Source organism: Hellea balneolensis DSM 19091 (genome assembly GCF_000428525.1).
Taxonomy (GTDB): Bacteria; Pseudomonadota; Alphaproteobacteria; order Caulobacterales; family Maricaulaceae; genus Hellea; species Hellea balneolensis.
In genome coordinates, this window is sequence record NZ_AUAC01000003.1 from 736,787 (window position 1) to 761,338 (window position 24,552).

Genomic DNA, 24,552 nt, shown 5'->3' on the forward strand with positions numbered 1-24,552 from the left:
GTCAGATATACCATGTTATAGTGCCTCCCAGTCTATAACAGGTCTTATCAAGGCCGGAGCTTTTCCCCGCTCCGGCCTTTTTTTATTCGGCGATTATAAAGTATCCCTATTCGGCCTCCGCAATACGCTTTAAATTGCTTTAAACTTAACTCATTGCCCGCCAATAACCATTTCAACTTTCTTACCTTGAGTTTCGGTTCCCTTACACTATTTACATCTCATGTCGTTTGCTTCGCAACATTTCAAAGTCTCCGTTGCACCTATGATGGATTGGACGGATCGGCATTGCCGTTGGTTTCATCGGCGGCTCTCCGCCCGCGCTTTGCTTTATACCGAGATGGTTGTCGCCGATGCGATTATTCATGGGGATAAGGATTTTTTGATTGCTTATAATCCAGAGGAGCATCCTGTGGCGCTGCAAATTGGGGGGAGTGACCCCGTTAAGCTGGCCGCTGCGTCTAAGATTGGTGAGGGGTTTGGCTATGACGAGATTAATATCAATATTGGCTGTCCGAGTGACCGCGTACAGTCGGGGCGTTTCGGGGCGTGCTTGATGGCTGAGCCTGATCTGGTGGCGGCCTGTTATAGCGCTATGGCCGAAGCGGTTGATGTGCCCGTAACGGTGAAATGCCGATTAGGGATTGATGATCAAAATCTGGATGAGACCTTGCCAGACTTTATCGAGAAAGTTTCAGCGGCAGGGGCGAGCCATTTTATCATTCATGCGCGTAAGGCGTGGCTAAAGGGCCTCTCGCCCAAAGAGAACCGCGATGTGCCGCCGCTAGATTACGGCTTGGTTCACGCCATGAAAGCGCGCTATCCGCATTTAGAGATTTGTCTTAATGGCGGTATTAAAACCATTGCGAAGGCCAAGGCCGCATCCGCAGGTCTGGATGGTGTTATGCTTGGCCGCGCGGCCTATCACAATCCTTGGATTTTAACTGAAATTGATAAACAGTTTTACGAAGAGGCTCACTTTACAGAGTCGCGCGAAAATATTGTTCAGGACCTTATCGAATATGCAAAACGTAAACAGGATGAGGATCGCTCCACAAAAGCACTCATTCGGCACATTATGGGACTCTATGCGGGGCAGCCAGGTGCAAGGCTCTGGCGACGAACTTTAAGCGAAGGTATTTCTTCCGGAGAAAAACCGTCTGATATCATCCGTTTGGCGGCGAAGGTTATGGCGCAGTTAAAGCTTGCGGCTTAGTGGCTGAGCTTCTCACATATTGGCCTTTAATGATTACATTATGTTGCGTTGGAGCCGTGGCGGGGCTGACGTCTGGGCTATTTGGTATAGGCGGCGGATCGGTTATGGTGCCAGTTTTGTTTTTTGCCTTTATATCTCTGGGCGTACCAGAAGACGTGGTCATGCATTGCGCTGTAGCGACATCTTCCTCTGTGATTATTGTCAACGCCATAAGGTCCGTCAGAAGCCACCATAAACACGGGGCCGTAGAGTGGGATTTGCTATGGCCGAATAATCCGTTTTTTTCTTATGGAGTTTGGATTGGCCTTGGGGCTTTTCTAGGCGCCATTTGGCTTGCGCCGCGTTTATCAGGGGCGAGCTTGATATTAATATTTGCCGCTGTGGGCAGCCTTGTGGCGCTGAAATTTATATTTGGGCAACCGGACTGGAAGTTTCGCGATAGCGTTCCCGGCGGCGCGGCGCGGCCTGTTGTGGGCGGCAGTGTAGGGGCGCTTTCAGCCATTATGGGGATAGGCGGCGGGTCTCTAACTGTGCCTCTTATGAATATGTGCGGTATTCCTATTCACCGCGCCATTGGAACTGCTTCGGGCTTTGGCTTGGCTATCGCGCTTCCGGCAACCCTTGGATTTATCGTGTCAGGCATGGGGGCAGAAGGCCGGCCCGCATTTTCACTTGGATATGTAAATTTATTAGGCTTTGCTGTGATTGCGGCTGTTGCGTTTTTAACGATACCTTTCGGGGCAAAACTTGCCCATGGTATGAGCCAGAAAAAGCTAAAAATGGTATTCGGAATTTGCTTATTGCTAGTCGCCCTCAATATGGCGCGCAAGGCTCTGATTTAAAAAGGTTCTGATTTAAAGCCTTAAAAGCAGCGCGCTTGGGGTGGCCTCAACTTTTTGCAATTGCCCTAAATATGTCATTCCGAGTAGTGATGTTTCGAGACCTTCAGGGACAACGAGTGCTTCAATATTTCTAAGGGTTATTGAACCTACGGATACAGTTTTTAATGTCACACGCGCCGCCATATTTCGACCACCCGCTGTACGAATGGGGACATTATAATTCAGCTCATTTAGGCGAAGTCCCGCTCTTTGGGCATCTTCTTTTGTTAAAGCTATAGCAGAGGCCCCTGTATCAATCAGAAACCGAACATAGCCGCTATTGACGGTAGCATCGGTCCAGAATTGACCATCGCGTTGTGATTTAGGGATAGACACAACGCTGCCTTGATTGAGCTGGACCCTGGGCATTTCTGGTTCAGGGGCGATGACGTCCTGAATAACGGGCGCAGGGTGTTCGATACCTGCTATTGAATATATCTTATCTCGATGCTGAAACGCTAAAACTGTCCCAACAGCGATAACGCTTATAATCGCCGCATCTCTAAGAATCGTGTTTGCCATGACATTTTTATAGCGCATCAAGGTTTTTAAGGCTTTAAAAATTTTATATTTCTCCTTAGGAAATCTTTATGACCTCCGGACGCCCTTTTGATGATATTCGTGCTCTCACGAACTCTATGCCTCAATCAGATGAAGGGGCCTGTGATCACGTTCGGCACGTGATAGAGAATTTCGGCGCCTATCTAAGCCCTCTGGGGCGAAATACTCGTTACGCAAAATGGCTTGCAGGTTGGCAAGGCAAAGCACCATCAATCGACAGACCTCTTATCGCTGTATTTGCAGGTTCTCATGGCGTTGCGAAACATGTCTTTGGCGGCGATGTTATTCCAAGAGCCCAAGCTCGTGTTAAAAGTATGACAGAAGGCGCAGCGGGTGTGCGGGGTATCTCATCTTCCTTACAGGCGGCTTTCAAGGTCTATGAGCTAGGGATCGAATATCCGGCCGCAGATTTTACGGATGAGCCGTCTTTGACAGAAAAAGATTGCGCGGCGGCTATAGCCTTCGGCATGGAAGTTGTTGCAGAAGGCGCGGATATCATTGCGCTAGGAAATGCTGGCTTTGGAACGGCAACCGCCGCAGCGGCTATTGCTTTGGGGCTTTATGGCGGGACCGCAGAATATTGGGCGGGCGGTGAAGGCGAGGCCGCAAGCTCACGTATTAACGCGGTCGCGCAGGGAGCTACTCTTCATAAAAACCTACTCTCGGATCCACTGGAAGTTCTACGCTGTTTTGGAGGACGGGACATTGCTGGAATGGTAGGGGCTATTTTGGCCGCGAGGCATCAAGCTATTCCGATAATTCTAGACGGGTATGTCGTTTGTGCCGCAGCGGCCGTTTTGCATAAGCTGGATCCCAACTCAATTGCCCATTGTATGGCGGGTCATGTCACAGCTGAACCAGCTCACAGAGCTCTGCTCGACCGCATGGGCTTGGAGCCTATGCATGATATGGGTATTGGTATTGGCGACGGGACGGGGGCTGCATTTGCTCTGGGCAGCTTACGTTCAACATGCCAAGCGTTGGCGACGTTAAAAACAGCCTGATTTTAGAAGAAATTACCTGCCATTCCGTCCTAAAGGTCAGTTATGTCTATATTTTCTCACCCTGATTTTGATGATCACGACGGCGTCTATAGTTTCTCAGACGCCAAGAGTGGCCTGAGATGTTTTATTGCCGTACATAATACCAATCGCGGACCTGCCAGTGGCGGCACAAGGTTTTGGAATTATGTTGATGACGGCGAGGCTTTGACAGACGTGCTGCGTCTATCCCGTGCCATGAGTTATAAAAATGCGATGGCCGAAATTCCCTTAGGAGGCGGAAAGGGTGTTATCCTTAAGCCTCAGGGTGACTTTGATAGAGAGACCTTATTTGCGGCCTACGGTAGAGCCGTTGAAAAAGTTGGCGGGCAATATATCACCGCAGAAGATGTTGGAGTGTCCCCCAACGATATGCGTACGATTAAAACGCAAACCGATTTTGTGGCAGGGCTTGATGATGGAGATGCCGCCTCAGGCGATCCGTCTCCGCACACAGCGGATGGTATTTTCCGCGGCCTAGAGGTGGCGGTGAAACATAAGCTAGGCGTCGAAGGTGTTGGCGGCCTGATTGTCGCCGTGCAGGGACTTGGCCATGTCGGATATAATTTAGCGCGGCGTTTAAAGGCATCTGGTGCACAATTAATCGTGGCAGACATCAATGAAACCGTGACGCGGCGTGCGGCCACTGAGTTGAAGGCGAAAGTTGTTTCGATTGAAGAGATACATGCCCAAGAAGCAGATATATTTGCGCCCTGTGCACTTGGCGGCGCCATAAATGCTGACAGTATAGATGACATTCAAGCTTATATCGTAGGAGGGGCAGCGAATAATCAGCTAAAAACGCCCGAAATGGGAGCAGAGCTTCAGAAGCGTGATATCCTTTATTGTCCGGATTATGTTTTGAATGCCGGCGGCATCATAAATGTGGCCTCAGAAGTCTCAGGCACTTATGATTATGATTGGGTGGACGGAAAACTTGAGGGACTTCGCGTCACGTTAAAAGAGGTTTTTGATCGTTCTGCAAGCTCTGGGCGACCCACAAATGAAATTGCCGATGAAATGGCTCGCGAGCGCTTAAAACCGTCATAAAATTGTTACAAAATGTATCAACTCGTGAAAATAGTTCTGTTTTTACTGTGTTAGGCTTACCTTTACTTATTAGGTTAATACACTAATAAGACTTTTTGTTAGTGCGTGGCTATCTCCAGATAAAAGACCATGCGCTAGAAGCGGGACCAAAAATAAGGCAAGAATAATGAGCCACCCTACGCCCACTCAACGTGGCCAAGATATCCGACATGCTGACTTTGACACACTTTGCGCCGCGCTTGATTACGCCGCGACCTGTAACACAGGCTTTAACTACTTTGATGGTAAAGCTAATTTAAAGACAGCTTTACCCTATTCAGAGCTTCGAGAAAAAGCTGTCGCGCTTGCTAAGCGCCTTGTGCCTTTTGCAGAGAAGAATTCACGTATTGGCCTTGCAGCTGTTTCTACGCCTGATTTCGCTGTGATGTTTATGGCTTGCCAATATGCGGGGCTGGTACCTGCGCCACTGCCATTGCCTGTGACGTTGGGCGGGCGAAGCTCTTATGAGCGCCAATTACAACGAATGGCGGATACAGGTGATTTTCACGCCTTGTTTTGCCCAAGCTCGATGGAACCCATCATGAGCTCTGCGCTTAATGATCAAGCCATACCTGTGATGACATTTGAAGATGTAAATGGGCTCCCTCAGGGTGAAATTTTACGCCCATTTATGGCGGATGACCTCTGTTATATTCAATACTCCTCAGGGTCTTCAAGCTCCCCTAAAGGTATTATCGGAACGCAATCTTCAGTCTCTGCAAATTGTCATGGCATTACAAAACACGGTATGGACATGACTGATGATGACCGGGGGACAAGCTGGCTTCCGCTTTATCATGATATGGGCCTGATTGGGTTTATGTTGGCCCCCCTCATGAGCCAGATGACAGTTGACTATATTGATCCGCAAGACTTTACGCGCCGTCCAATTACATGGCTTCAATTAATTAGTAATCATAAAGCGACGCTCTCTTATTCGCCGACATTTGGATATGAGCTATGTGTGCGTCGATGGCGTGATGACCGTGAGCTTGATCTATCGACTTGGCGCGCGGCGGGTATTGGCGGCGACATGGTACGACCTGAACCGCTTACCGAGTTTCAAGAGCTATTTGGAAAAATGGGCTTTGCAGACGGGGCGTTTAAGCCAAGTTACGGTTTGGCCGAGACTACTTTAGCAGCGACCTTTGCGCCAACAGGCCAAGGCCTTTTAAAGCACACGATCGATATGGAACGCTATGAGCGTACATCCGAAGCGGTTGAAGCCACAGCGTTTACTAAGCCGGAACATAAACGTACATTTGTAGCCTGCGGACTTGTCTTGCCCGACCATAAAATCGAAATTCGCGATTTTGATAATAATGTTCTAAGCGGAAACCAGGTTGGGCGTATCTGCTTAAAAGGCCCGAGTGTTTCGCCTGGATATTTTCAGAATACCCAGGCCACAGAAGCCGCATTTTCAGCAGATGGTTGGCTTGATACAGGTGATTTAGGGTATTGGCTTGAAGATCAGTTAGTTGTCACAGGACGTTTCAAAGACCTGATACTCTGGCATGGCCGCAACATCTGGCCACAAGATATTGAATGGGCCGCTCAAGCGGCCGCCCCACATCGCTGCGGGCGCGCATGTGCTTTCGCGATTGGCGGGGCAGGGGATGAGAAAGAAGTCATGCTCTTGCTCGAATGCCGTACGCGCGATCCAAAATTACTCGATGAGATTTATAAAGCGGTCATGGCGGCTATCCGGCTCGAAGTTGGCGTGCCTGTAAAATTACAGTTGGTGCCGCGTGGCACGATGATTATTACATCATCGGGTAAATTATCTCGTGCGCGTGTTAAGGACAAATATGTCAAAGGCGCGATATTGGACCTTCAGGCTGACAGCCCTGTAACCGTTGTGAGTTCTGAAACCGCCTAAGGCTGTGACCGCTGTGAGCCCTCTTATAGCCGTAACTGGCGGGACGGGATTTATTGGCCGTCATATGGTTAAGGCTTTACTGGCCGCGGGATATCGTGTCAGGGCCCTTGCCAGAACACCGTCTAAGCTCTCTGATTTAACCCATGATAATCTTCATATCTTTCAGGGACGTCTTGGAAGCGATGATATGGCTCTTATTGAGGGCGCTGATGTTGTCTTACATATGGCAGGTCTTATTAAGGCTCGAACTGAACGTGATATTATGTCTGTCAACCGAGATGCGGCCGGAGATATCGCCGCATCCGCTCAGGCCGCAAATGTAAAGCGTTTTATACTGCTCTCCTCTCAGACTGCTGCTCAGCCTCAGCTTTCAGATTATGCGAAGTCAAAACATGCCGGAGAGGAGGCTGTCAAAACAGCTTATATAGGTAAGCTTGCAATTATCCGTGCTCCTGCCGTTTTTGGGCCAGGTGATGAGGCGACGAAACCGTTCTTTGACTTTATTGCCAAAGGCCGCCTTCCTGTTGCGGGCGGCCCTGATTGGCGCGCGCGAAAAATGGCGATGGTATTTGCAGCTGATCTTGCGCGAGATATAGTGAATCGCGCGATTTCAGGCGGTTATGACGGGCAAATAGTTACGCCTTGTACGATACCTGCTTTAACGTGGGAGCAATTCGCGCAAGATGCAGGGCAAGCTCTCGGAATAGCCGTTAAAGTCACGCCTATTCCTCTGCCTATGATTAAAGCCGCCGCCGGCCTAACATCCGTGACATCGCGCCTCTTTGGGGTAGGGCACTTGACACTAGGCAAGCTTCGGGAGTTCCTTTATGAAGATTGGTCAAGTCAGGACGTGATTCAAAACGCGACCCCTTTTATCGAAGCCCTGCGTATAACAGCAGCGTCCTATGAGAAAGAATAACATGTCAAAGCCTACCCGCGAGGAAATCTATGATAAGATTTGCGAGCTCTTAAAGCCTTATAATCCTAAGAACCGCCCCATTGAGATGAGCAGCGGTATTATGTCAGATCTCGAGGTTGACTCTGTGGCGGTTTTCGATCTCGTTATGGGGCTCGAAGACCACTATGATATCTCTATTCCTATGGAGATGGTGTCCGATATCAAAACCGTTGGAGAGCTCACCACGGCCATTACAGAACTTACAAGCAAATAGGCGAGACGATGTCCCTTTTTGATAAATATGCTCCGCTTAAAACTCGCGTCGATATGATGATGAAAATTGGCAAAGACGCGCTCGGTGTGCAATTTGACGATATTATAGACGCAACACGCGGGCGTATTGGAAATAGAGAAATCTTGTTGGCTGGAACGAATAACTATTTGGGCCTGACCTTTGACGAAGATTGCATGTCAGCAGCTAAAAAAGCGGTTGATGATCACGGCACGGGGACAACAGGCTCGCGCGTCGCCAATGGCAGCTATTCAGAGCATGTAGATTTAGAAAAGGCCTTAGCGGAACATTTGGGCATGCCAAGTTGTGTCGTTTTTACAACGGGATATCAGACAAATCTCGCTGCGATTTCAGGACTGGCCGGAGATAAAGATGTTATTTTTATGGATGCTGATGCTCATGCCTGTATCATCGACGGGACCCGCTTAACAGGCGCCTCGACTATTCGCTTTCGCCACAATAATCCCGAAGATTTGGATAAACGTCTAAAACGCCAAGGCGAGATAGAAGGCGGGAATGCCCTGGTCGTGATTGAAGGCATGTATTCCATGTTTGGTGACATTGCCCCAATTGATGAATTTTTGGATGTGACCCATCGATATGGCGGCTATCTCTATATTGATGAAGCCCATAGTTATGGTGTCTTTGGCCCGACGGGATGCGGTATTGCGGAAGACCAAGGTGTGCTGGATAGGGTCGACTTTATTAGCGGGACGTTCTCAAAATCGTTGGCCTCTGTCGGCGGCTTTTGCGCCTCGCGTCACGCTGAATTTGAAATTCTGCGTAAAGTGATGCGTCCCTATATGTTTACCGCATCTGCCACGCCGTCAAATATTTGCGCGGCTCTGGCGGCGGTTGAGAAGGTTAAGCAGGGCGATCATCTTCGTGCTAATTTAAACATACGCGCCGAGCAACTCCATAAAGGTCTCGCAGAGATGCAGTATGAGCTTTGTGCAGAGGCAAGCCCGGTCATAGCTGTGCGCCGCCCTAACGAAGCTGTGGCGGCCATGGAGTGGAATTGGCTCATTGAAAACGGCGTTTACGTCAACCTCGCTGTACCGCCTGGCACGCCGCAAAGCTCAAGTTTGCTACGCATAAGCTTATCAGCGGCCCACACCGAAGAAGACATCAACACAATCCTCAAAGCCTTCGCCGATTTGAAAGATAATCAAGGCGCGCTAATGGCCGGCATGGCGAGTAAACTGCAGGCGGCTGAATAGGCTTAAGCCGACTTAATTATGCTCTGAAATAGTTCGTTAGCCTCGACTCTTAAGGGTGATTTGTTGCCTTTGATAGATTTCACGGCCTCACGTGCCCAATCGAACTCTGCCATAATGAAATCGTCAATGATGCTCACTCTATTAGCCAAGCCAATTTCCTTAGATCGGCTTTTCGCGAGCAGCAGATCGTTCAAAGCCGCAATAAGGGCATCATCCAAATCTATACCCGCAAGTAATTCCTGAAAATTCATAGGTGGAATAATTGCGGGGTGCAGACGCATCCAACGGATCGCCATAGCAGGCCTGACAATGTAGAAATACTTTTTCAGATTTACCTCGTCTTTACCGTCAATATAGATATCCCATTGCCGTCCTCCCAGATGCAAGTAATGATTCAGGCAAGCGGGGCCATGGGTGACTTTCTTGGAAAATTGAACAAGTTCTTCGCAAATATCATCATGCCAAATATAGCGTATGGGGCTTGAGAGCCATTCTAGCATCACGGGATTGGGCTTTAGTAAAAGGCCAAGCGCTTTCTTTATGTCCCATCCATTTATATCCAAAACATCATCAATGGGTAGTTCATAAACGTCCCGCCCTGGAGCAAGTGTGAGATACCAATCCATAGGCCTTGCATAGACAAAACGTACATCATAATCGCTATCAGGCGAGGGGAAACCCCAAGCTCGGCTACCGCTTTCTATGGCAAAGAGAATACGTAAATCCCCTTTGTGCTCAATCTCCTTGAGTTCTTTCATGATGATGCCGCGCATCTCTACCGAGATGGAGGGGTTGAATTCTATCGTCATTTTGGTGCCCTTTCTTTAGAAATTCCCGACGTCGCACTGTAAGCATGTGATGCCATTGCTGCGCCACATGTCGACGACTTGCTGTCTGTCATCGACGGCAAATGCAATGTCATGACCTTTGGCACGTAACCCCTCAACTATCTCTTGTTTAACCTCATTGTCGGGCCGGTAATCATTATCAGGACGCATCGTAATGGTTACAAATGGGATTTCATTCCACGTGAACCATGTCTCTGTTACAGCCCGAAAACGCTCATTGCGACCCGTGACAACTTCTATCTTATAATGTCCGCTATCCCATAAGGTTTTGTATAGAGATACAATAGGTGCATTGGGTGTATCATTGCCCATAGCTTCATTAAATCGCCGCCAGTCTGGACGTTCTCCATCTAGGAACCCGCGCCTATGACGAATGTCGGCTAAGGTTCCATCGATGTCAAATATAACGGTTTTCATGGTCTTGCTTTCAGGCAAATTTAAAAAATTTTTTCTTCTAACCTGAAAGGATGAGGGTGCGCAACATTAAAACTAGTTCAGCACCCATAAAAAAGCCCCACGCGAAAGCGGGGCTTTTGATATGAAGAGAGCGTTACTCTTCTTCAGCCTTAGCAGCCTCAGGCGCTTCCTCAGCACCTTCTTCAGGCGCGACAAACTCGTCCGGTGCGTCGCCTTCGAACATTGAGACGGCATTTGCGGCGCGTTCTGCGTTTGCTTCCATCTCGTCAGCACGCTCTTCAGCGGCTTGTGTTGCGATAACGTCTTCACCTTTTGCTTGGCGTTCAGCTTCGTCTTTCGTCCGCGCAACGTTGACAGTAACTGTAACTGTAACTTCGGGGTGAAGACGAACTTTAACTTCGTGGAGGCCAAGCGCTTTAATAGGTTGCTCAAGAACAACCATATTGCGCTTAACGCCTTTATCCTCAAGACTCTCGGCAATATCACGCGCAGAAACAGAACCGTAAAGCTGTCCTGTATCACCGGCATTACGAATAATGATAACATTGCTGCCATCAACACCTTGTCCGGCTTCAACTGCTTTTTCGCGGTTTTCAGCATTACGTGCTTCAAGATATTCACGCTCGGCTTCGAAACGGGCGAGGTTAGCTTTTGTTGCACGAAGGGCTTTTTCCTGCGGGAGTAGATAGTTGCGGGCAAACCCGGGTTTGACATTTACAACGTCACCCATGGCGCCGAGCTTCTCAATACGTTCCAATAAAATGATTTCCATGGGACGCTCCTATTTCACTTCATAGGGCAAAAGGCCCAAAAAGCGAGCGCGTTTAATGGCTTTGGCCAATTCGCGTTGCTTTTTATGAGAGACAGCCGTGATACGTGACGGTGCGATTTTGCCTTTTTCAGACATATAGCGCTGTAGCATCTTTGGGTCTTTATAATCGATTGTCAGGCCATTATCACCTGAGAATGGACAGACCTTACGGCGACGACGAAAACTCGTGCGGCTTGGCAGGTTTTCAATTTTGATTGCATCTTTTCTAGCCATGATCCTACTTTCTTTCTTCGCGGCGCTTGCGCTCTTCGCGTTTCTTCAAAATCGGTGATGGGTCTTCGGAAAACTCATCAACGCGGATAGACATGTAACGCAGGATATCTTCGTTAATGCGGTGCTGACGCTCTATTTCATGAATAGTGTCAGGCAATGCATTGACTTTCAAAAGGCTGTAATGCGCCTTTCTGTTTTTCTTCATGCGGTAAGCCAGGTTACGCAGACCCCAATATTCGGCACCTTCAACGGAACCGCCCATATTTTCGATCTTTGTGGCGAGGTTTTGGACGAATTCTTCGACTTGCGCCGTAGAGATGTCCGGACGTGATATAACCACGTGCTCGTAGAGAGACATAGTGTCTTCCTTCATATGATGGAGGCGGCGCTTAATCTCGGTGAAGGCCGAGGGGAAAGCGATGGCTCTGAAAGGCGCTGCCGACCCCATGCCGACAATAAACCCACAGACCGCATCCGTGAAATCGGGGCTTATAAAGGGGAAGCGGAAGGATGCAAGGGGTTTTTGTGGTGAATAATTGACCTCTATCTCGTCAAGACGTAAGCAAAACCCATGACCAACCCACCAAAATCTATACCGCGTATTGCGGGTAATAATTTTCAGCCTGATATTATCAAAGCGCGGCAAGAGTTCATCACGCAAGAGACGGGCGCTTCGATGCGGCACACATCCCACATGTCGATTGATCCTGCGACGCTCTCTGGGAATGTTGAGAACCCGATTGGCGTGACGCAGATGCCGCTCGGCCTTGCGGGGCCGCTCTTAGTCAATGGTGAGCATGCCCAGGGGCATTTTTATGTGCCAATGGCGACAACAGAGGGAACTTTGGTGGCGAGTTATTCGCGCGGCATGCGGCTCCTTACAGCGGCGGGCGGAGTTAAGACTACGATTGTTGAGCGTTATATGCAGCGCGCACCCGTTTTTCATTTTGATGATGCCCGTCAGGCGCGTGATTTCCGTGATTGGCTCAACGCCAATTTCGACAAAGTCAAAGAGACGGCAGAGACAACAACATCTGTCGGGAAGCTCTCTCATATTGAAAGCTATAACGTCGCGAAGATGTGTTATACGCGCTTTAACTTCACCACGGGCGATGCGGCAGGGCAGAATATGTGTAGCAAGGCGGCACAGGCGGCCTGTAAGTGGATTGAGAAAATCTATCCTGATAAGATGCGGTTTACGCTGTCGGGTTCTATCGAGACAGAAAAGAAACACTCCGCTATTAACAGCCTCCATTCACGCGGCGCTCGCATTATCGTAGAAGCCACACTTCCGCATGATTTGGTCAAGCAAATGACTCGCGCTGATACGCGCGACATGTACCGCGCGAGGCAAGTCTCAACGACAGGGGCTATGCTCGTCGGGGCGAGCAATAATTGCGTGCATCCCGCCAATGGCGTCGCGTCTATATTCATCGCCACAGGGCAAGACGAAGCCAATGTTGCCGAGGCGATTACGGGCATTACCTATGTTGAGCTATTGCCCAATAATGATCTCTATTGGTCTATGACGTTGCCGTCTTTAATCGTCGCGACTTATGGCGGAGGAACAGGGCTGGCGACACAGCGCGAAGCTTTGGAAATTATGGATTGCTACGGAACGGGTAAGGTCGAGAAGCTGATAGAGATTATCGGCGGGGCTGTGTTGGCAGGCGAGATTTCTCTCGCCTCAGCCGTGATTTCGGATGAATGGGTCGAAAGCCATGATAAGCATGGTCGAAACCGACCTTAGTAAGATATTCAAGGCGATTGCTGTTTAATCACCTGTCATTCCCTGCTTCTGCGATTGTTATTTGAAAAATCGCTCTACGAAAAACTGATAGGGCAATTGATTTGCTCCGCTGCCGCAGAAATTTTTGTCTGCACGCCTGATTTCTTAGCCCCGCTGAGGGCTAAATTACTGCCTTGATAGACCGCAGTGCTTGCGACTTGTTGCGCTGCGATTTGGCCAACCGTACTGTTGATGCCGCTGCTGGCAATACCGCCCGTTGCTACACCGGCTAAGACGCTTATCCCAAGAGATGTCAGGAATTGTGTGCCGGCATTGGGCTTGTTGGATTCGGTCGCAAAAGTGCGGGCATTTTTATAGAAATTTACACAGACAGGGTCGTCTTCTGCGCGCATCTGACCGGCAGCATAAGTTTTGCTCATATCCGCCGCGGAAATACCCGTCATTAAAGTCTCAGATTTAGGTGCTGTGGCGCAAGCTGATAAGCCAAAGCAATAAACAGCGGAAAGGGCGAGAACGGAAAGCGAACGGGTCATGAGATAGTCCTTACAGTTAATATAAGGCCGTTATTAACTCTAAGAGTTGAATATGGGCTGAATGACTTTCAAGCCCAAGAAGTACAAATTTTAGATCAGTTTTATATACTTAGATCCATCAGATTATAGTCTTTTAGGTTTGCTTGAGCTTCTGGAGACCATTTAAACTCTTCTTCTCGCCCTTTGAACGGGGCATATTGATAAGGCGTTTCATCTGGGAAGCGCTGCTGCCTGGCATCAATGGCAAGGCCGATCAAACGCGCGCGTTCGTCGATGTAATCCGCATTCATTGTGACGGCTTCGGCATGAATGCCGGCGCCTTTGACATTCAAAACAGATGACCTCTTGTGAAACCCGAAATTGGCTGTAACCCGAGTTTCAAAACCCGTATTCGCAAATGATCCGTGAACAAGCTGACGGTTATTGATCACCACATCGCCAGGATTACAGATAAGGGGCACAGCATCAGGTAAGCGCTCAGTCCCTGCGTCTTCTACCATTTTTACGATATTCGCGCGGGTTTGCTTGTGACTGCCGGGAACCACCCAGACGCCGTTGACGGCGGTGCTGCCATAGACCTGTCCCATAAAATTAAAGCCGTGAATATTTTCATCAAAATTAGGATTATCCCAATGTGTGTCGCCATCTTGATGCCAAGACACAGCGGCCCCAAGTCTGGCATCTTTGATAAACAGGCCTTCAGTAAACGGAACGAAGTCAGGTCCATTTATCGTTTCGGCCAGTTTTAACAGGCCCGGATGTGCATAAGCGCGAAGGCAAGCCGGGGAGAATTGTAGCGAGCCACTCAGATAGACGGGTACGGCGGGCGGGGCATCATCGGCGGCTTTAGGTTCAAAAAGTTTTACTTGGTGACGCCCATTTGAAATTTCTGTGCCGCCGAGCGGATCAGATAAAGGTCTGGCCCATTGAAGGGTCATAGCTTTATTATCAGCCCCTAAAGCAGGGCGGCCCTTTGCATCTGTGTCCGCCCCCATATGGCTTGGAAAATTATCGCGCATTTCGTTGAGATCAGCCCGAATATCAGCAATTTCATCTTCGGACAGTGCGCCTTCAAAGATGTAGAATCCATATTCGGAATAGGTTTTAAGGATATCGGGAGCTATCTCCCCGTTGTCATCAAATTTGAGCGGGCCGCGATTCGGCAGTGCCAAAGCCTTGGCCTGGCCTTCGATAAGATATGTCTTTACGGCTTCGGCCTCGTCGCCGTAATGCGCTGCGCAGGCCTCTATAGATTGGCTGATATCTTGAAACATAATCGTCCTCCCATCATTTTCTTAGAGGAGGACGTTCTTATTTGCAATTCTCACGAGCGGCGCCAAGCACATCTATGACCCGCTGTTCCGCCAACGCATCACTCATCTCTTTTTTGAGGGTTGTGGCTTTCCAGCGTATGACCCAGATTTGAGCCTCTGAATTCCACTCGGTTCGCAGTGCAATATCGTCTTCTCCTGCGGTAATTATCATCCTAATAAGGCGGTCATCTTTGGACCCCAGAGCTTTGGCGGTCGCATAAGCTTCATTATCGGCTGCGAGGGCAATGGGAATATAGCCTGCGCCAAAATCGGCGTCGAATTTACAAATGCGGTTTTCATGGCCGCCAAAATTCGTGCGTCGATAAAGCCTCTCTTTCATACCATCTGGTTCACTCGCTTCCATTGTTGTTAGGGCATCGAAGGCGGCTTCAGCCGCTGCATTCAAAACGCTTTGGTTCGAGCTCGGAATATCTAAGCGGTTTATGACCTCGGCGCTACTATCTTTGATTTTTCCTGCACCAGATTTTACAGATTCGGTGACTGCGCCTGCGGCATCTGCGGCGGCCTTGGCCGGGGCCGAGACAGCCTTATATATGCCGTAGGCTCCGCCCACAAAAGTGAGCGTAACTATGGCTATGGCGGCCCATTTAATGGCGCCAAAGGCATTATTTGCACTCTCGGCAACCGTTGCGGCGCGGTCCGCCGTTTCCATGGCTTTCTTACCGCGATCCATAAGGGTGGGTTTTTGCGGATCTTCAGGTGTTTCGGTCATGTCAGGCTCCCCAATAAAAAAGCCCAACCTAAGTCGGGCTTCTTAATATTTTATCTAAGCGTCTTCCGTCGGCTTAGGGGCAGGTAATCCCTTGCCCCCTTTACGGCCTTCGATTTTCAGTTTGGCGGGCGGGACGATTTTGAAGGTTAGGTTCACCTTCTTGCGGTCCACGCCGACTTTGACCAACCCGCCTTGCTTAAGCTTGCCAAACAGGATCTCATCCGCGAGCGGCTTTTTGATGTATTCCTGTATCGTGCGGCCAAGAGGACGCGCGCCGTAGCGCTTGTCATAGCCTTTATTGGCAAGCCAGACATTCGCGCCTTTGGTCAGTTCAAACTCAATCTTACGATCCGCGAGCTGAGCTTCTAGCTGTATAACAAATTTATCAACAACCTTGGCAATGTCCTCAGGCGAGAGCGCGGCGAAAGACACAACTGCGTCTAAGCGGTTTCTGAATTCGGGCGTAAAGCGGCGCTTAATCGCGTTTTCTTGCTCATCCGATTTCATACCGCGGCCAAAGCCAATTTCAGACTTGGCAGCATCAGCAGCGCCCGCATTGGTCGTCATAATAATAATAACATTGCGGAAATCAACTTTACGGCCATTAGCATCCGTCAGGAAGCCATTGTCCATCACTTGCAGGAGGATGTTGTAGATATCTGGATGTGCTTTCTCGATTTCATCCAAAAGCAACACACTATGCGGATTCTGATTCACAGCATCCGTCAGTAATCCACCTTGATCATAACCGACATAGCCGGGAGGGGCTCCGATTAAGCGGGAGACCGTATGGCGCTCCATATATTCGGACATGTCAAAGCGCAGGAGTTCTAAGCCCTGTGTCATAGCAAGCTGCTTGGCGACTTCAGTTTTACCTACGCCTGTCGGCCCAGCAAAAAGATAGCTGCCAATCGGCTTATTTGGCTCACGCAGACCTGCGCGTGCAAGTTTCACTGCCGCTGTGACTTGCTCAATGGCTTTGTCTTGCCCAAAGACCATGCGTTTTAAGTCCATCGGGAGCGACTTGAGCGCTTTCTCATCATCACGCGAAATAGATTTTGGCGGAATACGCGCAATCTTGGCAATGACCGCTTCGATTTCTTTGATGCCGATTTTCCTTTTGCGTTTTTTCTCTTCGACGAGTTTTGTACGCGCACCAGCTTCGTCAATAATATCAATCGCCTTGTCTGGGAGCTTGCGGTCCGTAATGTGACGTACGGATAAATCCACGGCGCCTTGAATGGCAGCTTCTGTATATTTGACTTTATGAAATTCCTCAAAATAGGATTTGAGGCCCATGAGGATTTTTACAGCATCTTCCGGCGTAGGTTCCGACACATCAATTTTTAGGAAACGGCGAGAGAGGGCGCGGTCTTTTTCAAAATGTTGACGATATTCTTTATAAGTTGTGCTGCCCATACAGCGAAGCTTACCGCTTTGAAGAGCAGGTTTGAGCAGGTTGGACGCATCCATCGCGCCGCCGCTTGTGGCGCCGGCCCCAATAATAGTGTGAATTTCGTCAATGAATAAAATAGCACCTTCAGTTTCCTGGAGCTTATTCATGACGGCTTTGAGACGTTCTTCAAAATCACCGCGATAGCGCGTTCCCGCAAGAAGTGCGCCCATATCCAGTGAGAAGATCGTGGCATCAGCCAAAACCGCTGGCACATCGTCATTGACGATGCGGCGCGCGATGCCTTCAGCGATCGCTGTTTTACCTACGCCAGGGTCTCCAACAAGTAGCGGGTTATTTTTGCGGCGGCGTGAGAGCACCATAATACAACGTTCAACTTCGTCATCGCGTCCAATCAGTGGATCAATGTCGCCTTCGCGGGCCTTTTGATTGAGGTTGACAGTGTATTCCTCAAGGGGGTCTTTTTGTTTAGCGTCTTCGCCGGTAGCTGCGTCCTCCGCGCCTTGAATGGGTTTTGCAATATTAGACTCACCGGATTTGGAAATCCCGTGGCTTATATAATTTACAGCGTCATAGCGCGTCATATCCCGCTCTTGGAGGAAGTAAACGGCGTGGCTCTCACGCTCGGCAAATAGGGCAACGAGGGCATTAGCCCCTGTCACCTCCTCGCGTCCGGAGGATTGGACATGAATAACTGCGCGTTGAATTACGCGGTGGAAACCTGCTGTAGGGCGGGCTTCTTCGAAGTCTTCAACAGCCAGTGAGGCCAAGTCTTCGTCAAGGTAACGCGTGACGTCAGCCCTGAGGGGCGTAATATCAACGTCACAGGCTGTGATGACAGCGGCTGCGTCTTTGTCATCCAGCAGCGCCAATAGTAAGTGTTCTAATGTGGCCAACTCATGCTTACGCTCAGTTGCGAGCGTCAAGGCACGGTGGATTGTCTCTTCTAGGACAGGAGAAAATGAAGCCATTATAAATTCCTTTCGAGAGTCATATTTTGTTATTCAGTCACGTCTTTTCAAGGGTGCATTGCAGTGGATGTTGTGCGCGTTTCGCCGCGTCCATAACTTGTGCAACTTTTGTTTCAGCCACCTCGAAAGTGTAGATCCCGCAGGTTCCTATCCCGGTCTTATGGACGTTAAGCATAATCTGAGTGGCTTCTTCCTGCGTTTTTTTGAATATTCCCATAAGTATAGAGACGACAAACTCCATAGGCGTGTAGTCATCATTCATGAGAATAACGCGGTACATAGATGGTTTTTTTGTCTTGGGCCTGACTTTGGTCGCGACGCCGCGCTCAGGCGGAGCCGCGCTATTATCTTTATCGGGGCCGCTCATATATGTGTGAATCATCTTATTCATTGCTTTAAACTATGCTTTAATACGCACGAATAAAAGGGCGGGACTGTGACAATCACGACAAGGTTGTGAATTACTGTGCTATGTGAAGCTATCTTCCGGCTGTCGTGCTGCCGGCATTTCCGGCTGATTTAGCTCCGCTGGCAATATCTCGTTCTGCGATCAAAGCTGTTCCAAGCTCTTCATAAAAGGCAATTTGCTGTTGAATTCGAGGGTCTTCTATTAGGGGGTCAGGTGCATTGATAGGCTTTTTCTTAACGCCTTTATGTGCCGCCATCATGTAGGACTTCCAAGCATCAACCGGCAGGAGCCCGCCTGTGATTTTCCGCATAGGCGAGTTGTCATCATTGCCCATCCAAACACCCGTTGTGTAATCCGCTGTGAATCCTAAGAACCACGCGTCGCGGTAGTCTTGAGTTGTACCTGTCTTTCCGGCGGCTTCTCGCGAGCCAAGTTGAGCGCCGTGGCCTGTGCCGCTTTCTATGACATCCCTAAGCATGGATGTCATTTGCCGAGCATAGGGGACCGGATAAGTGCGAACAGGGCTGACTGTGCGCCGTGTGTATAGCGTCTTCTTGGCCGTGTCGGTAATGCTTTGAACAAAGTATGGCTGCCGCGACAAGCCTTCATTGGCAAAGACCATATAGGCTGAAGTCATATCTAAAAGCGTTGTCTCTGAGGAGCCCAGGGCGATGGAATATTCAGGCCTCATTTCTGTTTTTATACCAAACCGCGTGGCCAATGTTGCGACTCGGCTAGGGCTGATCTCAGAGGTGACTTGCGCCGCAATGGTATTTATCGAGAGTTTTAACGCTTCTCTTAGGGTCATAGGCCCGCGGTAACGTTTCGTGTAATTTTCAGGGGCCCAATCCCCAATTTCTGTGGGTTGATCGATACGGATTGTGCCCGGGGTAAAACCATCTTCCAGCGCGGCAGCATAAACAAAGGCTTTGAACGCACTTCCGGGTTGGCGTTTGGCTTGGGCGGCGCGGTTAAATTTCGACTTTGAATAATCCCGTCCTCCGACCATGGCCCGGATTGCGCCTGTCTGATTATCGATTGACACGAGTGCGCCTTCGCTCACTTTTTTGGATTTTTCAAATTTGCCGACGACATTACTAATCGTCTCTTGAGCTTTATTTTGCAGATCAACGTCAATCGTTGTTTTCACAATCAAGTCTTTATGATTGGTTCCGATCAGGCCATGAGCTCGCTCATAAATAAGGTCAAAGGCATAGCCCAATGTATCGGGCGCGATAAGGGGTTCAGCGTCTTCCGCGATTTCTGGCGGCGAGGCGAGGGCGGTTTGCATCTGTTCATAGCTGATCATTTCGTTCACCACCATGCGCTGTAAAACCAACTCCCCCCGCTCCCAAGCGCCGTCGAAATTAGAGACAGGGTTATAACGGCTTGGCGCTTTAGGCAGAGCAGCCAGTATAACAGCTTCAGAGAGCGACACATCTCTGGCTGATTTGCCAAAATATCGCTGCGCCGCAGCCTCAACGCCGAAAATTTGGGGGCCAAGACTGATGCGGTTAAGGTATAGTTCTAAAATTTCTGGTTTGGAGAGTATGGCTTCCATGTCCCGCGCGAGGAGGGCTTCCTGAAATTTTCGGCGATAGGTTTTCTCTGGCGTCAAAATCATTGTTTTAACGAGTTGTTGCGTCAGGGTGGAGCCCCCTTGGGCTTTGCTGCCTGATTTAGTATTTGCAAACACGGCCCGTAAGATAGCCTTTTGATCAATACCAGCATGTTCATAGAAGCGTTCATCCTCAATTGCGAGGAATGCGCCGGATACATAGTCCGGCATATCAGAGAGCTTAAGCGGTTCTCCGACTAAGGGTCCGCGATGTCCGATGACACGTCCGTCCTTATCCAGAAGTGTCATATTGGGCTTAAGGTTCATTTCCCACATGGTGGCTTTGTCAGGCAGGTTTGGCATACCATCGAGCAAGTAGTAGCGCGTCTGGAAATAACCCAAGGTCCCGATAATGCATAGCACAGCTAACACGGACAAGATGATGTTTCGCTTCTTGCGCACTTTATTGTCATTTGCGACATCTATGTCTGCACGAAATGTTGGCATATTCTTAATCATCCTATATGCGACTCCTTATGCCAAACAAAACAAATAAACAGCTCAACGCCCAACTTCCTTTCTGGAAGACCAAAAATATGGCGGAAATGAGCCCATCAGAGTGGGAAAGCCTCTGTGATAATTGCGGTAAGTGCTGCTGCATTCGTCTCGAAGACGACGTTACGGGTGATATTTATATCACAGATGTGGCTTGTAAGCTTTTTGATCCCGCAACATGCAGGTGTACAGATTACGCGAACCGAAGCAAAAAAGTCCCTGATTGCGTGACGCTAACTAAGGATAATGTCGATCAACTTCATTGGATGCCCCAGACGTGTGCCTACCGTCTCGTGGCCGAAGGTAAGGACCTGCCAGAATATCACCACCTTGTCAGCGGTTCGCGCAAGGCTATCCATGAGGTTGGGATGAGTGTCCAAGATGCAGTGACAAGTGAAGTTTTTGTGTCTGAGGATGAGCAAGCCACAAGAATTGTAATTTGGCCGGGAGAGCCAGATATTGGGTAAGGGGGCAATTTTAACGGGGGAAGAGGGCTCTTATTTCTGCGACTCGCTCGCAAGTAAAAGTCCAAAGTGTCACACTCGAATTCTCTGAAATTTCTGTAAGATAGGCGTTGCAATCACAGGGGCCTCTGACTAGGTTCCGCTCCGATTGTGAACAGTTTGTGTGAGTCTTTTGGGCTCATGAATTCGAACCAAAAGAGCCTGTATGTCTGAGTTTTTACTCGATTATTTACCTGTTTTAATCCTCCTCGGAATCGCAACGGCTTTCTCCCTTGCATTGCTTTTGGCACCCGCGATCATCGCGCCCAAAAGCGCTGATACCGAAAAGCTCTCCACATATGAGTGCGGATTTAATGCTTTTGACGATAGCCGCATGAAATTTGATGTGCGCTTTTATCTGGTCGCCATCCTCTTTATTATCTTCGATATCGAAGTCGCTTTCCTTTTCCCTTACGCCGTCTCACTTGACCAAGTCGGTTTTTGGGGTTGGTTCGTAGTAATGATATTCCTCGCGGAACTCGCCGTCGGGCTGGCCTATGCATGGAAACTTGGCGCGCTGGATTGGGAGTAGATAATGGCTAATATTTTGACACCTGCGAATTCTTCTGCCGTTGACCTCGGCACGCCTGCTTATGACCCGAAAAAGCATGATGCGTTTTTTGACGGTATGTCTGACCAACTCGCGGATAAAGGCTTTATCACGGCGGCCTCTGACGATTTGATTACTTGGGCACGGACAGGGTCTCTTATGTGGATGACCTTTGGTCTCGCCTGTTGCGCTGTGGAAATGATGCAGGCCTCTATGCCGCGTTATGATCTTGAGCGCTTTGGTTTTGCCCCGCGTGCGTCCCCCCGTCAGTCGGATGTTATGATTGTGGCGGGTACGCTGACCAATAAAATGGCGCCCGCGCTTCGTAAAGTTTACGATCAAATGCCAAATCCGCGTTACGTCATTTCTATGGGCTCATGTGCCAATGGCGGCGGCTATTATCATTATAGTTATGCTGTCGTGCGTGGCTGTGACCGTATTGTCCCTGTTGATGTTTATGTGCCTGGGTGCCCTCCAACGGCGGAAGCCTTGGTTTACGGTATCCTGCAACTGCAAAAGAAAATCCGCCGCGAAGGCAATATTGAGCGCTAATTTATGTTGGACTTAAAAGATCATATCGAAGCTCAGCTTGGCGAGGCGATTAATGCGGCTGTCATCGAGAACGGTGAATTGACGCTAGAAGCGCGCCGCGCGGAAATCGTCAAGGTTATCAGCTTTTTGCGCGATGACCCGATTTGTAAATTCTCAAGCCTGATTGATATTTGCGGTGTGGATTATCCGAGCCGTGAGCGCCGCTTTGATGTAGTTTATCATATGCTCTCTATGGCGCATAATACGCGCATCCGTATCAAAGTGACGACGGATGAAGAGGTGGCCGTGCATAGCGTGACCTCACTCTTCCCTAATGCCGATTGGTATGAGCGCGAAGCCTTTGATATGTATGGCATTTTATTTGGCCAACATCCTGATCTACGTCGTATCCTCACTGATTATGGCTTTGAAGGTTATCCACTCCGCAAAGACTTCCCGCTCTCAGGTTTCGTCGAAGTCCGTTATGATGAAGAGCGCAAATCCGTCGTCTATGAGCCAGTGAACCTGCCACAAGAATATCGCAGCTTTGACTTTATGTCCCCCTGGGAAGGCGCGAAATATGTGCTGCCGGGTGATGAGAATGTGGAGAAGGGATGATGCGTTTTGCCTGTCTTTTTGCATCTGTTCTTTGTTTTTTCAGCTTAGCCGCGGCAGCTGAAGTGTCTGATAAAGAGTTACAAGATCGTTTGGCGCTTATTGATGAGTTGCCTATGTCGCTCTCGATGCAGGATTTTATAGATTGTTATAGTGCTGCATATGTAACTGAGCAAACGGCTCTTGCTGCGGAAAGCCAGGCAGCTGTATCTGGTGCACGATTTGCTCAGAGCGTCTGGTTGGACGCCCTATATATTATTGATGGTTACGAAGCTGCTCACGAAGAAATTATGAGTGAAGCCACAATTGTAAAACTGCGACCAAGTTTTGATAATTCGGATGATGCTAGTTCATCTGAGCGGTCTATTACTGCGGATGCTTGCATGAAGATTTTGTTGACTGCGGTAAATGCTTCAAAAAATAAGGCAGCAGCAAAATGACCACTACCGAAGCCACCCTACAAGGTGATGACCGTAATTTCACCATAAACTTTGGGCCTCAGCATCCTGCGGCTCATGGTGTGCTCCGTCTTGTCCTCGAACTTGAGGGCGAAGTTGTTGAGCGCGTTGACCCGCATATTGGCTTGCTGCATCGCGGCACGGAAAAGCTGATTGAGCATAAGACTTACCTGCAGGCGCTCCCATATTTTGACCGTCTTGATTATGTCGCGCCGATGAATCAGGAGCATGCTTTCTGCCTCGCGATTGAAAAGCTAATGGATATCGAAGTGCCGCGCCGCGCGCAGTTCATTCGTGTGCTCTATTCTGAAATTGGCCGTATTCTTAGCCATATGCTCAACATAACCACGCAAGCCATGGATGTTGGCGCGCTGACCCCGCCTGTTTGGGGCTTTGAAGAGCGCGAAAAGCTGATGGTGTTTTATGAGCGGGCTTGCGGCTCGCGCATGCATGCCATGTATTTCCGCCCCGGCGGCGTTCACCAAGACCTGCCGCCTGCGCTGATCAGCGATATGCTTGCTTGGTGTGATCAGTTCCCTGAAAAACTCAATGATATTGAAACACTGCTGACGGGGAACCGTATTTTCAAACAGCGCAATGTCGATATTGGTGTTGTGTCCAAGCAGGATTGTTATGATTGGGGATTCTCTGGCGTGATGGTGCGCGGCTCCGGTATTCCGTGGGATTTGCGCCGTAATCAGCCTTATGAGGTTTATTCAGAACTCGATTTCAAGATTCCGCTCGGTAAAAATGGCGATTGCTATGACCGTTATCTCTGCCGTGTAGAAGAAATGCATGAATCCGTGAAAATCATGCGTCAGTGCCTCGAAATGATACCTGAAGGCCCCGTCATGAGCGAAAATAACAAAGTCACGCCGCCGCGCCGCGCTGAGATGAAGCAGAGCATGGAAGCGCTCATTCATCACTTTAAACTCTATACTGAAGGTTTCCACGTCCCTGCGGGCGAAGTTTATACTTGCGTCGAAGCGCCTAAGGGTGAGTTCGGGGTTTATCTCGTCTCTGATGGGTCGAATAAGCCTTATCGCTGCCATATCCGCGCGCCGGGCTTCCCGCATTTGGCCGCTATGGATTACCTCAATAAAGGGCATATGCTTGCCGATGTCTCTGCGATCCTAGGTTCGCTCGACATCGTGTTTGGAGAGATTGACCGATGAGTATTGCTAGAATGCGTCCTCACCCCGCTTTAGCGGGGGAGGTGTCGCGCAGCGACGGAGGGGGAATCTCTCTCGTCCAATCGCTGACACTGCACATTACT

27 protein-coding genes are annotated in these 24,552 nt (G+C 49.3%); 15 read left to right on the plus strand and 12 right to left on the minus strand.

Annotation, left to right across the window (positions count from 1 at the left end; translation table 11 throughout):
- Positions 1-220 precede the first annotated feature (220 nt).
- Both dusA and F569_RS0109735 read left to right on the plus strand, forming a co-directional pair.
- Positions 221-1,213: a tRNA dihydrouridine(20/20a) synthase DusA gene (gene dusA, locus F569_RS0109730; protein WP_026942049.1), complete on the plus strand. Its 993-nt coding sequence runs from the start codon at positions 221-223 to the stop codon at positions 1,211-1,213.
- A gap of 29 nt (positions 1,214-1,242) precedes the next feature.
- Entirely contained in the window at positions 1,243-2,055 is an 813-nt protein-coding gene (locus F569_RS0109735) for a sulfite exporter TauE/SafE family protein (protein ID WP_034388443.1), read from the plus strand.
- Between the two features lie 12 nt (positions 2,056-2,067).
- Here the strand turns inward: F569_RS0109735 and F569_RS0109740 are convergent, their stop codons facing one another.
- The gene (locus tag F569_RS0109740; protein ID WP_162143764.1) at positions 2,068-2,616 is read right to left on the minus strand and encodes a TIGR02281 family clan AA aspartic protease; all 549 of its coding nucleotides are present in this window, start codon (positions 2,614-2,616) and stop codon (positions 2,068-2,070) included.
- Positions 2,617-2,684: 68 nt separating this feature from the next.
- On the opposite strand from F569_RS0109740, the gene F569_RS17425 reads away from it, so the two are divergent.
- From F569_RS17425 to spt, 6 genes are all read left to right on the plus strand, one after another.
- Complete coding sequence (locus F569_RS17425) at positions 2,685-3,659, plus strand: nicotinate-nucleotide--dimethylbenzimidazole phosphoribosyltransferase (protein ID WP_034388139.1); 975 nt, start codon at positions 2,685-2,687, stop codon at positions 3,657-3,659.
- A 42-nt stretch (positions 3,660-3,701) separates the two neighbouring features.
- Positions 3,702-4,745, plus strand: coding sequence for a Glu/Leu/Phe/Val dehydrogenase dimerization domain-containing protein (locus F569_RS0109750; protein ID WP_026942052.1), 1,044 nt, complete (start codon positions 3,702-3,704; stop codon positions 4,743-4,745).
- A gap of 166 nt (positions 4,746-4,911) precedes the next feature.
- Positions 4,912-6,663, plus strand: a complete 1,752-nt coding sequence (locus F569_RS0109755) for a fatty acyl-AMP ligase (RefSeq protein ID WP_034388141.1) — start codon at positions 4,912-4,914, stop codon at positions 6,661-6,663.
- Between the two features lie 13 nt (positions 6,664-6,676).
- Positions 6,677-7,582, plus strand: a complete 906-nt coding sequence (locus F569_RS18985) for an NAD-dependent epimerase/dehydratase family protein (protein WP_051279689.1) — start codon at positions 6,677-6,679, stop codon at positions 7,580-7,582.
- 1 nt (position 7,583) lies between these two features.
- Positions 7,584-7,835: an acyl carrier protein gene (locus tag F569_RS0109765; RefSeq protein WP_026942054.1), complete on the plus strand. Its 252-nt coding sequence runs from the start codon at positions 7,584-7,586 to the stop codon at positions 7,833-7,835.
- 8 nt (positions 7,836-7,843) lie between these two features.
- Positions 7,844-9,073: a serine palmitoyltransferase gene (gene spt, locus F569_RS0109770; protein ID WP_026942055.1), complete on the plus strand. Its 1,230-nt coding sequence runs from the start codon at positions 7,844-7,846 to the stop codon at positions 9,071-9,073.
- Between the two features lie 2 nt (positions 9,074-9,075).
- Here spt and F569_RS0109775 read toward each other — a convergent pair whose 3' ends face one another.
- The 5 genes from F569_RS0109775 to rpsF all read right to left on the minus strand — a co-directional run bounded on the left by F569_RS0109775 (position 9,076) and on the right by rpsF (position 11,741).
- On the minus strand, positions 9,076-9,882 hold the full coding sequence (locus F569_RS0109775) for a nucleotidyltransferase domain-containing protein (protein ID WP_051279691.1): 807 nt from the start codon (positions 9,880-9,882) through the stop codon (positions 9,076-9,078).
- 15 nt (positions 9,883-9,897) lie between these two features.
- Complete coding sequence (locus tag F569_RS17435; RefSeq protein ID WP_051279694.1) at positions 9,898-10,338, minus strand: phosphatase domain-containing protein; 441 nt, start codon at positions 10,336-10,338, stop codon at positions 9,898-9,900.
- 133 nt (positions 10,339-10,471) lie between these two features.
- A complete protein-coding gene (rplI, locus tag F569_RS0109785) occupies positions 10,472-11,110 on the minus strand; it encodes a 50S ribosomal protein L9 (RefSeq protein ID WP_026942057.1) in 639 nt (212 codons plus the stop codon).
- Between the two features lie 9 nt (positions 11,111-11,119).
- Positions 11,120-11,383: a 30S ribosomal protein S18 gene (gene rpsR / locus F569_RS0109790; protein WP_026942058.1), complete on the minus strand. Its 264-nt coding sequence runs from the start codon at positions 11,381-11,383 to the stop codon at positions 11,120-11,122.
- Positions 11,384-11,387: 4 nt separating this feature from the next.
- Positions 11,388-11,741, minus strand: coding sequence for a 30S ribosomal protein S6 (gene rpsF / locus F569_RS0109795; protein ID WP_026942059.1), 354 nt, complete (start codon positions 11,739-11,741; stop codon positions 11,388-11,390).
- A gap of 213 nt (positions 11,742-11,954) precedes the next feature.
- Between rpsF and F569_RS0109805 the strand changes: the two genes are divergently transcribed.
- Positions 11,955-13,133 (plus strand): hydroxymethylglutaryl-CoA reductase, encoded by a 1,179-nt coding sequence (locus F569_RS0109805; RefSeq protein ID WP_026942060.1) that lies wholly within the window; start codon positions 11,955-11,957, stop codon positions 13,131-13,133.
- A gap of 74 nt (positions 13,134-13,207) precedes the next feature.
- On the opposite strand, the gene F569_RS0109810 is transcribed toward F569_RS0109805, so the two are convergent.
- The 6 genes from F569_RS0109810 to F569_RS17440 all read right to left on the minus strand — a co-directional run bounded on the left by F569_RS0109810 (position 13,208) and on the right by F569_RS17440 (position 20,583).
- Entirely contained in the window at positions 13,208-13,666 is a 459-nt protein-coding gene (locus F569_RS0109810; protein WP_026942061.1) for a hypothetical protein, read from the minus strand.
- A gap of 101 nt (positions 13,667-13,767) precedes the next feature.
- On the minus strand, positions 13,768-14,940 hold the full coding sequence (locus F569_RS0109815; RefSeq protein ID WP_026942062.1) for a phytanoyl-CoA dioxygenase family protein: 1,173 nt from the start codon (positions 14,938-14,940) through the stop codon (positions 13,768-13,770).
- Between the two features lie 37 nt (positions 14,941-14,977).
- Positions 14,978-15,712, minus strand: a complete 735-nt coding sequence (locus F569_RS0109820) for a hypothetical protein (protein ID WP_026942063.1) — start codon at positions 15,710-15,712, stop codon at positions 14,978-14,980.
- Between the two features lie 54 nt (positions 15,713-15,766).
- Positions 15,767-18,097 (minus strand): ATP-dependent Clp protease ATP-binding subunit ClpA, encoded by a 2,331-nt coding sequence (gene clpA / locus F569_RS0109825; protein WP_026942064.1) that lies wholly within the window; start codon positions 18,095-18,097, stop codon positions 15,767-15,769.
- A gap of 37 nt (positions 18,098-18,134) precedes the next feature.
- Complete coding sequence (gene clpS, locus F569_RS0109830) at positions 18,135-18,464, minus strand: ATP-dependent Clp protease adapter ClpS (protein WP_026942065.1); 330 nt, start codon at positions 18,462-18,464, stop codon at positions 18,135-18,137.
- 112 nt (positions 18,465-18,576) lie between these two features.
- Complete coding sequence (locus F569_RS17440) at positions 18,577-20,583, minus strand: transglycosylase domain-containing protein (protein ID WP_051279697.1); 2,007 nt, start codon at positions 20,581-20,583, stop codon at positions 18,577-18,579.
- Between the two features lie 17 nt (positions 20,584-20,600).
- On the opposite strand from F569_RS17440, the gene F569_RS0109840 reads away from it, so the two are divergent.
- The 6 genes from F569_RS0109840 (at position 20,601) to F569_RS0109865 (ending at position 24,451) form a co-directional block, all read left to right on the plus strand.
- Positions 20,601-21,086, plus strand: coding sequence for a YcgN family cysteine cluster protein (locus tag F569_RS0109840; RefSeq protein ID WP_026942066.1), 486 nt, complete (start codon positions 20,601-20,603; stop codon positions 21,084-21,086).
- A gap of 202 nt (positions 21,087-21,288) precedes the next feature.
- Positions 21,289-21,654: an NADH-quinone oxidoreductase subunit A gene (gene ndhC / locus F569_RS0109845; RefSeq protein WP_026942067.1), complete on the plus strand. Its 366-nt coding sequence runs from the start codon at positions 21,289-21,291 to the stop codon at positions 21,652-21,654.
- A 3-nt stretch (positions 21,655-21,657) separates the two neighbouring features.
- On the plus strand, positions 21,658-22,224 hold the full coding sequence (locus F569_RS0109850) for a NuoB/complex I 20 kDa subunit family protein (protein ID WP_026942068.1): 567 nt from the start codon (positions 21,658-21,660) through the stop codon (positions 22,222-22,224).
- Between the two features lie 3 nt (positions 22,225-22,227).
- Positions 22,228-22,821, plus strand: a complete 594-nt coding sequence (locus F569_RS0109855) for an NADH-quinone oxidoreductase subunit C (RefSeq protein WP_026942069.1) — start codon at positions 22,228-22,230, stop codon at positions 22,819-22,821.
- On the plus strand, positions 22,818-23,258 hold the full coding sequence (locus F569_RS0109860) for a hypothetical protein (protein WP_026942070.1): 441 nt from the start codon (positions 22,818-22,820) through the stop codon (positions 23,256-23,258). Before F569_RS0109855 ends, F569_RS0109860 begins: the two co-directional genes overlap by 4 nt.
- Complete coding sequence (locus F569_RS0109865; RefSeq protein WP_026942071.1) at positions 23,255-24,451, plus strand: NADH-quinone oxidoreductase subunit D; 1,197 nt, start codon at positions 23,255-23,257, stop codon at positions 24,449-24,451. The genes F569_RS0109860 and F569_RS0109865 overlap by 4 nt, the downstream gene beginning before the upstream one ends.
- The last annotated feature ends 101 nt before the right edge of the window (positions 24,452-24,552 follow it).